At 50.8% G+C, this 12,109-nt stretch carries 8 protein-coding genes; 7 read left to right on the plus strand and 1 reads right to left on the minus strand.

What is annotated here, in order from left to right; all coding sequences use genetic code 11:
* Positions 1-205: 205 nt before the first annotated feature.
* Positions 206-2,446: an EAL domain-containing protein gene (locus UNDKW_RS09700; RefSeq protein WP_162058522.1), complete on the minus strand. Its 2,241-nt coding sequence runs from the start codon at positions 2,444-2,446 to the stop codon at positions 206-208.
* A 288-nt stretch (positions 2,447-2,734) separates the two neighbouring features.
* Here UNDKW_RS09700 and aroC point away from each other — a divergent pair, with 288 nt between their 5' ends.
* The 7 genes from aroC (at position 2,735) to UNDKW_RS09735 (ending at position 12,040) form a co-directional block, all read left to right on the plus strand.
* Positions 2,735-3,817, plus strand: coding sequence for a chorismate synthase (gene aroC, locus UNDKW_RS09705; protein WP_162058523.1), 1,083 nt, complete (start codon positions 2,735-2,737; stop codon positions 3,815-3,817).
* 390 nt (positions 3,818-4,207) lie between these two features.
* Entirely contained in the window at positions 4,208-5,611 is a 1,404-nt protein-coding gene (leuC, locus tag UNDKW_RS09710) for a 3-isopropylmalate dehydratase large subunit (RefSeq protein WP_162058524.1), read from the plus strand.
* An 18-nt stretch (positions 5,612-5,629) separates the two neighbouring features.
* Complete coding sequence (locus UNDKW_RS09715) at positions 5,630-5,752, plus strand: entericidin A/B family lipoprotein (protein ID WP_162058525.1); 123 nt, start codon at positions 5,630-5,632, stop codon at positions 5,750-5,752.
* Between the two features lie 8 nt (positions 5,753-5,760).
* Positions 5,761-6,408, plus strand: a complete 648-nt coding sequence (gene leuD, locus UNDKW_RS09720; RefSeq protein ID WP_162058526.1) for a 3-isopropylmalate dehydratase small subunit — start codon at positions 5,761-5,763, stop codon at positions 6,406-6,408.
* A gap of 65 nt (positions 6,409-6,473) precedes the next feature.
* Positions 6,474-7,544, plus strand: coding sequence for a 3-isopropylmalate dehydrogenase (leuB, locus tag UNDKW_RS09725; RefSeq protein WP_162040890.1), 1,071 nt, complete (start codon positions 6,474-6,476; stop codon positions 7,542-7,544).
* A gap of 150 nt (positions 7,545-7,694) precedes the next feature.
* On the plus strand, positions 7,695-8,822 hold the full coding sequence (gene asd / locus UNDKW_RS09730; protein ID WP_162040891.1) for an aspartate-semialdehyde dehydrogenase: 1,128 nt from the start codon (positions 7,695-7,697) through the stop codon (positions 8,820-8,822).
* Between the two features lie 380 nt (positions 8,823-9,202).
* Complete coding sequence (locus UNDKW_RS09735) at positions 9,203-12,040, plus strand: FimV/HubP family polar landmark protein (RefSeq protein WP_232063324.1); 2,838 nt, start codon at positions 9,203-9,205, stop codon at positions 12,038-12,040.
* The last annotated feature ends 69 nt before the right edge of the window (positions 12,041-12,109 follow it).

Below are 12,109 nucleotides of genomic sequence, written 5' to 3' on the forward strand. Positions count from 1 at the left end.
GCTGTTAGCGACTTTTCAGTCCATGTTGATACTGTAGGGAAATCGTGCTGGCTTTGATAGTGACTTGCGACAGTCTGCAAAAAATGCAGGACAGAATGGAAAATGCCACATTTAGTATGCATGGTTACTGACGCAAGGAGTAGCAAGATTGGTGTCTGGTTGCACGCGTCAGACCGGAAAATCCGGCCTGACGCGTGCGGTGGGATTATCTGCTTGCCAGCCAGGCATGCAAATCATCGCGGGTCAGGGGTTTGGAATACAGATAGCCCTGGGCGATATGGCAATCGTAAGAAAGCAGGGTGTTTGCCTGCATTTCACTTTCCACGCCTTCGGCGATGATGGACAGCCCGAGGTTTTTGCCAAGTTGAACAATCATTTTGGCAATGCTGCCCTCGTTAGGATTTTTTTGGATTTCATTGACAAAGGCCCTGTCAATTTTTAATTTATCTACATCGAGTTTTTGCAGATGACTCAGTGAAGAGAAGCCGGTGCCAAAGTCGTCGATAGAGATACTCATGCCCAGTTGCTTGATCTGATGCAGGGTCTTGATCAGCAATTCCGGATCTTTCATGGCCATGGATTCGGTAATTTCCAGTTCCACATATTGCGGTGGCACCTGGGTATCTGCTAATGCCTTGTTCAGTGATTGCATGAACAAGGGATGTGAAAACTGTGCCTGCGACACATTGATCGCCATCTGGAAATTGGTATAGCCAAGGCTGCGCAAGTGCATCAGTTCAAGACAGGCAGTGCGCAAGACCCATTCACCTATATCGACAATCAGGCCAGAATACTCGGCGATGGGAATAAACTGATCGGGCGGGATGAATTTGCCTTCGTCGGTTTTCCAGCGCAACAAAGCTTCTGCCCCGAGCACGCGGCCATCACGCATATCGATCTGCGGTTGGAAAACCAGAAATAATTTTTTTTGCTCAAATGCTGCACGCAGGGCATGCATGAGCAAGACGCGCTCACGTATTTCCACACCCATGTTGCGAGTGAAGTATTCATAGCCGCCCCGACGGTTCATCTTGGCGCGCTTCAGGGCAATATTGGTGTCTTTCAGGGCTTCTGAACCATCGCTTTCATAGTCATCAAGCTTGATCAGGCCTATGGTTGCCGACAGTTGCACGTCTTGCTGATCGACGTCGAAGGGGGAGTTGAACAAAGCCAGGATCTTATCCGGGCATACCAGACCTTCGTCGCCCAGCAGGGCGAATGTATCGCTGCCAACTCTTGCCAGTTGGCAATGGTCACCAAAATTGGCGACAAGTCTTTGTGCAACGGAATACAGGAGCTGGTCACCAAACTGATGGCCAAGTGCATCATTGGTCTCGGCAAAATGGTCTATGTCTATGAGCGACAGTGAGCTGTGGTTCTTGAGTGAGGTCATCAGTGTCTCATTCAAGGTCTGCAGCAGCTTGAGGCGGTTTGCCAGGCCTGTCAGCGGGTCGTAGAAGGCGTAGTTATGCAAACGTGAAGTCAGCATGACATTATCCAGGCCTACCGATACATTGCCGCAGAACACACCCAGCAGACGCTTGTCCATCTCGTTCAGATGCAGGCCAGTATTGAGGTAGAGCGTGAAATCCTTTTGTGCGACATTGTTGAAGTACAGCGCGGTGGAATCTGCTTCAAACACGCTCTGGCGGGCTTCCAGCGAGCGTTTGACGATATCGCCGGTTGCATGGTTACCTAATTTTTCCAGTGGCTTGTTGAGGCTGCCCAGGTACATATTGGTGGCGGCGATAATGTACAGGTCATCACTTTCTTCCTGCAACTCCACAGGTACCTGCCGGGCGCACACGAATCCTTCTGTATTGAGTCCCAGCAAGCCTGCAATCTGTACCAGCACTCCGGCTGCAAAATTCTGCAGGCCCTGTAGTGCCATCAATTCAGTGCTGGCATGAATAATCATTTCCAGGCCGCGACGGCTGGCACTGATGGCGCAAATCTGCTCGTAAGAGCGGATGGCTGAGGTGACGGCGGTATACAGCTTGGTGCGGGTCAGTTCTGATTTGGTTTTGTAATCATTGATGTCGTAATCGCGTATCGCATCGATTTCTGGAGCATAACCTGGCTGGCCGGTACGCAGGATGATCCTGACATCAGTGAGGCCCAGGGTCTTGCGGATATGGCTGACCAGTTGCAGGCCGGCGTCCTCCTGTTCCATGACCACATCCAGCAGGATAATGGCAATATCGGTTTCATTTTTCAGGATGTCGCGGGCTTCTGCGGCGGAATACGCGTGCAGGAAACTCAGGGCGCGGTGCTGGATCTCCAGGCTGCCCAACGCAAAGGTTGTGGCGGAGTGGACATCCGGATCATCATCAATAATCATGATCCGCCAAGTCTGCGCAGGCCGCGACGCCGCCGCAGTTTCATCGCTGTCTGGTTCATCCAGGAAAACCAGATCATCTTCAGAAGAGTGGATCGTTGAATTCATCTGTAATGCGGCTCCATGCTTGGCATATCGTATGGTAAGGGCACTGCAAAATTGGTTCCTTGCGGAACTATGACATTAAAAGTATCGGGAGCCAAGCTTCAAATATTTATCATTGGTAAGAATAAAACAAGATTCACCCGAGCGGGGATAAAAATGCCCTGAATTTGACTGGAATGTGCGAAAAATAGTGAAATCTTTTGCTACATCATACAGAGGCTAAATTCTGTACTGGGCGCTTCACTGGTAAAATGGAATTTATTCTGTCTAACCTCTCATTTTCGAAATAATATGTCCGGTAATACTTTTGGCACCTTGTTTACTGTTACAACCTTCGGCGAATCCCACGGTCCAGCTATCGGATGCGTGATTGATGGCTGCCCGCCGGGCATGGAATTGTCTGAAGCAGACATACAGCCAGAACTTGACCGCCGCCGCCCCGGCACGTCCCGCCATGTGACCCAGCGCCAGGAGCCTGATACGGTGGAAATTCTGTCCGGTGTATATCAGGGCAAGACAACAGGTACGCCGATAGGTCTGCTGATCCGCAACCAGGACCAGCGCAGTAAAGATTATGGCAACATCACCGAAACTTTTCGACCAGGGCATGCCGATTTCACTTATTGGAATAAATACGGCATTCGCGACCCGCGTGGTGGTGGGCGCTCTTCTGCGCGTTTGACTGCGCCCGTTGTTGGTGCCGCAGCAATCGCAAAAAAGTGGTTGAATCAGCAATATGGGACGGTGTTCCACGGCGGTATGAGTCAGTTGGGTGAAATTGTCATTCCATTTCAAGCCTGGGAGCATGCTGCAACTAACCCGTTCTTTGCGCCAACTACTGATGTTGCGCTGATACAGCAACTTGAAGATTACATGGATGCCTTGCGCAAGGATGGTGACTCCATCGGTGCCAAAATCGATGTCGTTGCCTCCAATGTGCCAGTTGGTCTGGGCGAACCTATCTATGACAAACTTGATGCAGAAATTGCTTATGCCATGATGGGGATTAATGCAGTCAAAGGAGTGGAAATCGGCGCTGGCTTCCGCTCAGTTGCACAACGCGGTTCTGAACATGGTGACGAACTGACACCTGAGGGTTTTGTTGGCAATAATGCCGGTGGCATACTGGGGGGTATTTCTACTGGTCAGGATATTACGGTTTCGATTGCGATCAAACCTACCTCCTCAATACGTACGCCAAGAAGATCAGTCGATAAAGATGGTAATCCTGTCATGGTGGAAACCTTTGGACGTCATGATCCCTGTGTCGGCATCCGCGCCACACCAATCGCTGAAGCCATGCTGGCGCTGGTCCTGATGGATCATGCACTACGCCACAGGGCGCAATGTGGTGATGTCAAGTCTGGTACCTGATGTCAGGCATGATCCTGCTTCCATTCTTGGTCGTTCAGAGGCGGGGCAGGATCATGCTACACTGAGGGCAATTGTTTCTGTGGCTTCTGTGCCGTAACTTGACTGGCCGCTTGCCGGCCAACGCATTTCTCTCCTGCTGGCACTGTTCTGAGTGCCACGTCGCTGAATCTGCTCCAGAATATTCACTGGCAATTTTCCAGATTCCCCTCAAAATCCAGATGAAAATTTGGCGATTTTCATCAAACTCATGCATTTATATTGAAATTTTCATGCACCATTTTGGCGTGAGGGTTGGTTTTGCGTTGCACAATTGTGGCATAATCAAATGCGAAAAAAAGATGCAGTACAGGATGTAGCAAGAACCAATGACTTATTTCCAGGCTTCAGATTATGCTTAAAACGCTTTACGATAAATTATGGGAATCCCATGTAGTCCATTCAGAAGACGATGGCACGGCAATTCTCTATATAGACCGCCATTTGTTGCATGAGGTGACCAGTCCGCAGGCTTTCGAAGGTCTGAAGCTGGCTGGACGTCAGCCATGGCGACTATCCGCTAATCTGGTCGTGGCAGATCACAATGTGCCAACCACAAACCGCATCGATGGTATCGATGATCCGATTTCCCGCTTGCAGGTAGAAACACTGGATGCCAATGCCAAGGAATATGGTTTAACCTATTTTGGCATGGCAGACAAACGCCAGGGCATCGTTCACGTAATAGGCCCTGAGCAAGGCGCAACCTTGCCGGGCATGACTGTCGTTTGTGGTGATTCGCATACATCGACTCATGGCGCTTTTGCCTGCTTGGCGCATGGCATTGGTACATCTGAAGTTGAGCATGTGCTGGCGACACAGACTCTGATCGCCAAAAAATCCAAATCCATGCTGGTGCAAGTCGATGGTGCCATGCCTGTCGGCGTGACAGCAAAAGATATCGTGCTGGCAGTGATAGGCAAGATTGGTACCGCAGGCGGCACCGGTTACGCGATTGAGTTTGCCGGTTCAACCATCCGCAATCTGTCTATGGAAGGGCGCATGACCGTCTGCAATATGGCGATTGAAGCTGGTGCGCGTGCTGGCATGGTGGCAGTGGACCAGACTACCATCGACTATGTTAAAGGCCGCCCCTTGTCACCCGTTGGCCCGCACTGGGACAGGGCTGTTGAATACTGGAGCACACTGCATACCGATGTTGGTGCCAAATTCGACATGGTAGTGACGCTCAATGCCGCAGAAATCAAGCCACAGGTTACCTGGGGTACCTCGCCCGAAATGGTGGTGGCGATAGATAGCCGCGTACCTGACCCTGAGCAGGAAAAAGATGCTGTTAAACGTGATGCCATAGAAAAAGCATTGATCTATATGGCGCTGGAGCCGAATACGGCCATTTCTGATATCCGTATTGATAAAGTCTTTATCGGCTCCTGCACTAATTCGCGCATAGAAGATTTGCGTGCTGCGGCAGCTGTGGTGCGTGGCAAATACCGCGCGTCAAACGTCAAGCTGGCGATGGTCGTGCCAGGTTCTGGCCTGGTCAAAGAACAGGCTGAGCGTGAAGGCCTGGATCAGATATTTAAAGCCGCAGGTTTTGAATGGCGTGAGCCAGGTTGCTCGATGTGCCTGGCAATGAATGCCGACAGGCTGGAACCGGGTGAGCGTTGTGCTTCCACTTCCAACCGTAACTTTGAGGGCCGTCAGGGCCAGGGTGGCCGCACCCACCTGGTGTCACCTGCCATGGCTGCAGCAGCTGGTGTGGCAGGACATTTTGTCGATGTACGTGGATTATCTTAATTTACCAGGAGAGATGACATGAAAAAGATATTTGTATTGGCGATGTGCACACTGGTACTGACAGCATGCAATACCGTACAGGGCATAGGTAAAGACGTTAAAAAGGCTGGTGAAGCAGTCGAGAATGTAGGTAAAAAATAAGCACGGGTATGGAAAAATTTACTTTATTGGATGGCTTGGTTGCGCCCATGGACCGGGCTAATGTGGATACCGATGCCATCATCCCCAAGCAGTTCCTGAAATCCATCAAACGCAGTGGCTTTGGTCCCAATTTGTTTGATGAGTGGCGCTATCTCGATCACGGCGAACCTGGCATGGACAATAGCAAGCGCCCTGTGAATCCGGAATTTGTATTGAATCAAGCACGCTACCAGGGTGCTTCGATTTTGCTCGCACGTAAAAATTTTGGTTGCGGTTCTTCGCGTGAGCATGCGCCCTGGGCTCTGGAGCAATTTGGTTTTCGCGCCATTATCGCCCCGAGTTTTGCCGACATCTTCTTTAATAACTGCTATAAAAATGGTGTGCTGCCTATCGTCCTGGGCGAGGCTCAGGTCGATGCATTGTTCAATGAAGTCAAGGCTTTTCCTGGCTATCGCCTGATCGTTGATCTGGAGCAGCAAGTCGTGCGCACCACGAATGGCAGTGCCAGCTATGGTTTTGATATTGACGCGTTCCGCAAATACTGCATGCTCAATGGTCTCGACGATATTGGCCTGACGCTGCGCCAGTCTGACAAGATACGCGCCTTTGAAGAGCGCCACTTGGCGGCACAGCCTTGGCTTGCCAATACCATCTAAGTCATTTGAATACCTTACTTGAATCAGCTACCTGTATCAGCCATCTAAATTAATTTGTTGAGAATATGAAAATTGCTATTTTGCCGGGTGACGGCATAGGTCCGGAAATTGTTGAGCAGGCAGTCAAGGTGTTGAATGCGCTGGGCGAGTCTTTTGAAATGGAAACCGCACCAGTAGGTGGTGCAGGCTACGAAGCGTCTGGTCATCCTTTGCCAGAAGCAACCTTGAAACTGGCGCTGGAAGCGGATGCGGTGTTGTTTGGCGCAGTCGGTGACTGGAAGTATGACACCCTGGATCGTCCACTGCGTCCTGAACAGGCCATCCTTGGTTTGCGTAAAAACCTGAAGTTGTTTGCCAATCTGCGCCCGGCCATCATGTATCCGGAGCTGGCAGGTGCATCGACATTAAAACCAGAGGTGGTTTCAGGCCTGGATATATTGATTATCCGTGAGCTGACAGGTGATATTTATTTTGGTCAGCCACGCGGTATTCGCGTTTGTCCTGACGGCCCTTTCAAAGGCGAGCGCGAAGGTTTCGATACCATGCGTTATGCAGAATCTGAAATTCGTCGCATAGCCCACGTCGCCTTTCAGGCTGCGCAAAAACGCGACAAGCGCCTGACTAGCGTTGATAAGGCCAACGTGCTGGAAACTTTCCAGTTCTGGAAAGAAATCGTTACGGATGTACATAAAGAATACCCGGATGTAGCGCTGGACCACATGTATGTCGATAATGCCGCCATGCAACTGGTACGTGCACCCAAGAAATTTGATGTCATTGTCACCGGCAATATGTTTGGCGATATCTTGTCAGACCAGGCATCCATGCTGACCGGCTCCATAGGCATGCTGCCATCGGCTTCGCTGGATGCAAATAACAAGGGCCTGTATGAACCTTCACATGGTTCAGCTCCAGATATCGCTGGCAAAGGCGTAGCGAATCCGCTGGCAACCATCCTGTCTGCTGCCATGATGTTGCGTTACTCGCTGAACAAGGCCGAGCAGGCAGACCGCATAGAGAATGCGGTCAAGAAAGTTCTGGCGCAGGGGTTGCGTACTCCTGATATCTATGAAGCTGGTACCACCAAGGTTGGTACTGGCGAGATGGGGCAGGCTGTGTTGCAGGCATTGAGTTAATTTAGTCCTTACGCAAAACCGCCCCAGCTGCGTTGCAGCGACTAGTCGTACTAAAGTACTGTCTTCGTCGCTACGCCTTGCTGGGACAATTTTGTATAAGTCCTATTTGTTCATGAAGGGCAGGGACGTCCTGCAAAATTTTAGGGAAAAATGATGAAACTGGTAGGTCTGGTAGGTTGGCGCGGTATGGTGGGTTCTGTCCTGATGCAACGCATGCAGGAAGAAGGTGATTTCGATCATATTGAACCCGTGTTCTTTTCAACGTCCAATACAGGTGGCGCGGCCCCTGCAATGGCGAAGAATGAAAAGACCTTGCAAGACGCAAATAATATTGATGCGCTCAAGAAGTGCGAAATTATTATTACCTGCCAGGGTGGTGATTACACCAATGAAATTTACCCTAAATTGCGCGCTAGTGGCTGGAACGGCCACTGGATAGATGCCGCATCCAGTCTGCGCATGAATGAAAACGCAGTCATCGTGCTGGACCCGGTCAACCTGCCTGTGATCAAGCAAGCTCTTGTCAATGGTCAAAAAGACTGGATAGGTGGTAATTGCACAGTCAGCTGCATGCTCATGGGTGTTGGTGCTTTGTACAAGGCAGGCCTGGTCGAATGGATGAGTACGCAAACTTACCAGGCCGCGTCTGGTGGCGGTGCTCAGCACATGCGTGAATTGTTAACGCAATACGGCACCTTAAATGCCGAAGTGAAGTCTTTGCTGGATGACCCGAAAAGCGCAATTCTGGAAATCGACCGTAAAATCATTGCCAAACAACGTTCTTTGACTGCCGACGAAACTGCCAATTTTGGCGTACCACTGGGTGGTTCGCTGATCCCATGGATAGACAAGGATCTCGGCGACGGCATGTCCAAGGAAGAATGGAAAGGCATGGCCGAGACCAACAAGATACTGGGGCAGGGTGCAGGTTTTGGTACGGCAGCTGTGCCAGTCGATGGTTTCTGCGTACGTATCGGTGCGATGCGCTGCCACAGCCAGGCTTTGACATTCAAGCTGAAAAAAGACGTGCCACTGGCAGATATCGAAGCCATGATCGCTGCTGACAATGAATGGGTAAAAGTGGTACCAAATACCCGCGAAGCCAGTATTCGTGACCTGACACCGGTTGCCGTCACTGGCACCATGACTATTCCGGTTGGCCGTATCCGCAAATTGGCAATGGGCCCGGAATATGTCGGCGCCTTCACTGTGGGTGACCAGTTATTGTGGGGTGCAGCAGAGCCACTGCGCCGTATGCTGCGTATCCTGATTGATTAAAAACTCAGCAAAGCCTGATGTTTTAAAGTAATTGTTAAAACTTGTTGTAGAATATAGGGGGGCGTTTGACGCCCCCTTGTTGTTTTTGAAACTCTTTGAGTGCCGGATTGATGTGCTGCCGGACTTCTGGAATTAATTTTAATAAATAAACAATTGGGTTTTTGGCGATAATCTTTTCACTTGTCATTTGGCAACAACATTTATGCGATATCCTTGCACTTCAGGGTTCTTAATGTATTTACCACTGTGATAAATCGCGTTAAGCTTGCGGGGCAATGTTTGTAATGTTAATGTGAAACATTAGGACGCGTCGCTAAGCAATATGTAAAGCGTCACCCAGCGGACTTTGTTCGCCAAAAATTCCCAATATGTCTGACAAAATGCATAATCAAAAAAAATCGTCTGTGATTACCGTGGGACGCAAGGCGTTAAGTGTTGCTGTAGCCTCGTCCTTGTTCATGTTGTCCAGTGCGCATGCTACCGGTCTCGGTAAGCTGACCGTGCTCTCCGCTCTTGGGCAGCCCTTGCGCGCAGAGGTAGAACTGACTTCTCCTGCCAAGGAGGAGATCGATTCCCTGGTGCCCAAACTGGCATCCCAGGAAGCTTTCAAACAGGCGAACATAGACTTTAATGTCGCATTATTGTCACTGCGTTTTGCAGTTGAGCAGCGCGGCGCAAATTATGTCATTCGCATCAGCTCATCCCAGGCAATGAACGAGCCTTTCGTTGATATGCTGCTGGAGTTAAACTCCGCCAATGGTAAGCTGCTGAGAGAATACACCTTCTTGCTGGACCCCGCTGAATTGCGAAACAGTCAATCCGTGCAAGTCAGTAATCCCGTCGTTGTTGCTAACCAGCCACAAAATACATCTGCATCTAATGCAGCCAAAAACACCCGTGCAAATACGGTTGCAAATAATCCCGGTTTGAGAAATGACAGGTCACCAGCACCAAAAAACGCTGAAGCCGGCAAGGAAATCAAATCTGCCGGCGAATATCAGGTCAAGGCTGGTGATACTTTAAGCAAGATAGCCGGTAGTTACCGCGCTGAGGGCGTTTCCCTTGATCAAATGCTGGTCAGTATTTACCGTGCCAATCCACAGGCTTTTGCCGGCAATAACATGAATCGCCTGAAGTCCGGCCAGATTCTGAACGTGCCGGATGCTGAGTCTGCCAATGCAAGTGCCGGAAGCAGCACTGAAGCTCATTCTGTTGTGGTCGCGCACGCCGCTGATTTCAATGCATACCGCAACAAGCTGGCAGGTCAGGTAGCAGAGGCTCCAGCAGAAAAAACACCTGCCACCAAGCAAAGTGGTGCCGGCAAGATCACTGCCAAGGTAAAAGAAGTACCAAATGCAACGACTGATTCGCCAGATAAACTGAAGTTGTCCAAGGCAGGACCAGCGTCGGCACGCGCCTCAGGCAAGGGCGGTGAAGAAGACAAGCTTGCCAGGGAAAGGGCAACGCAAGAAGCCAATGCGCGCGTCAAGGAACTTGAGAAAAACGTCAGCGACCTCAAGGGCTTGCTCGAAGCACAGAAGATAGAAATCAAGAACAAGGAACTGGCAGCCAAGCAGGCAGAGCTGGCCAAGGCTAAACCTGAAGCCAAGGCAAGTGCTCCTGCATCAACGCCAGCGCCAGCGGTTGCAAGTGTAGCGTCTGCTCCTGCGCCCGCACCAGCTTCAGTACCAGCGCCAGCGTCTGCTCCGGCATCTGTTTCTGCCCAGGCAAGTGTGCCAGCACCAGCTAGCACGCCAGCCGCTGCAGCGTCCGCAGCTTCTGTTGCTACGCCAAAACCACCGGTCAAGCGCAAGATAACTGCGCCACCTCCGCCGCCACCTCCTGAGCCAAGTTTCTTCGACAGCATTTCTGACTACCTGTTGCCAGGTGGTATTGCATTGCTGGCTATCCTGGGTGGCGTTGGCATCTGGACCAGCCAGCGCAAGAAAAAATTACAGCAGTTTGAAGACAGTATCCTGACCGGTTCAAGCATGAAGGCCAACTCCATGTTTGGCTCTACAGGTGGTCAGAGTGTTGATACGAATAACAGCGTATTTAATTCCAATTTTGCGCCATCTGCCAGCCAGCTGGATGCCAATGAAGTTGATCCGGTCGCGGAAGCCGACGTATATATCGCCTATGGCCGTGACTCTCAGGCAGAAGAAATCCTGAAAGAAGCATTGCGTACTCAGCCAGACCGTCATGCGGTAAGGGTCAAATTGCTGGAAATTTATTTTGGTCGTAAGGATGCCAAAACCTTTGAGCGTCTGGCCAGTGAATTGTATGGCATGACCAGTGGCGAGGGCGATGATTGGGCGCAAGCTGCCTCCATGGGTATTGTGCTTGAGCCAGGCAATCCTTTGTATGCCGGTGGCAAAGCCAAGGCTGACATGGCCGCAGCATCTGGTCTGGGTTCTGGTACCCAACCATTGGAAGATCTTGATCCGGAGGCGCTGCTGGCCAATTCCTTGTCCCAGGACATGCTGGAAGCGATCAGTATCATCGATACAGCCCAGCGTGATGGTGGTGCTGCAAAAGCCAGTGCCGCTCCAGAAGATGCAGCGATGGATGAGCATGCCCTGGATTTTGATCTCGATATCTCGGCCATTCCTGAGCCAGAAGTACCAAAAATTCCTGAGCCTGTTGCCCATGCTGCGCCTGCCGCAGAACCTGCTGCAGCACCAGAAGTCGATTTTGGTACGATAGACTTTGATTTTGGCAGCAAGGATGATGTGCCTGCTCATGTGGCGGCAGAGGCGGCCCCCGTCGTTGCAGCAGAGCCAGAAGCTGAGAAGTTCGAGCTGGATTTGGGTCATATAGATTTCGCGTCAGACAAACCTGCAGCAGATCATTTGTCTCTGGATATCTTGCCGCCGGATGAAAAACTGGATGAAAATCTGCTGGCAGCATCCCTGGCTGAAGAATCAGCAGAGGCTCCATTGCCTGAATTGACAGCGCAAAAAGCGGAAGCTGATGCCATGTCAGCCTTTGAATTTGATCTGTCCGGCATTGATCTTGATCTGGACCCGGGCGCAGCACCGGCAGTAGAGGAGGCACCAGCGCACAATGCTGAAATGGCAACCAAGCTGGATCTGGCAGTTGCCTATCATGAAATAGGTGATAAAGAAGGTGCCCGCGAATTGCTGGATGAAGTACTCAAAGGCGGTACTACTGATCAGGTAGAAAGAGCCAAGTCCATGATAGCTCAAATGGCTTAATGGTCTTGTCGTAGTCATAACGGGCGCAGCGTATGCTGGCGCCCGTTTTTGTTTTTTTGGAAATCGCAT

The organism is Undibacterium sp. KW1, from assembly GCF_009937955.1.
Lineage (GTDB): Bacteria > Pseudomonadota > Gammaproteobacteria > Burkholderiales > Burkholderiaceae_D > Undibacterium.

Coding starts and splice junctions, on each gene's coding strand:
- leuB (WP_162040890.1), top strand. CDS start 6,474: ATGAAAATTGCTATTTTGCCGGGTGACGGCATAGGTCCGGAAATTGTT.
- leuC (WP_162058524.1), top strand. CDS start 4,208: ATGCTTAAAACGCTTTACGATAAATTATGGGAATCCCATGTAGTCCAT.
- UNDKW_RS09715 (WP_162058525.1), top strand. CDS start 5,630: ATGAAAAAGATATTTGTATTGGCGATGTGCACACTGGTACTGACAGCA.
- asd (WP_162040891.1), top strand. CDS start 7,695: ATGATGAAACTGGTAGGTCTGGTAGGTTGGCGCGGTATGGTGGGTTCT.
- UNDKW_RS09735 (WP_232063324.1), top strand. CDS start 9,203: ATGCATAATCAAAAAAAATCGTCTGTGATTACCGTGGGACGCAAGGCG.
- aroC (WP_162058523.1), top strand. CDS start 2,735: ATGTCCGGTAATACTTTTGGCACCTTGTTTACTGTTACAACCTTCGGC.
- UNDKW_RS09700 (WP_162058522.1), bottom strand. CDS start 2,446: ATGAATTCAACGATCCACTCTTCTGAAGATGATCTGGTTTTCCTGGAT.
- leuD (WP_162058526.1), top strand. CDS start 5,761: ATGGAAAAATTTACTTTATTGGATGGCTTGGTTGCGCCCATGGACCGG.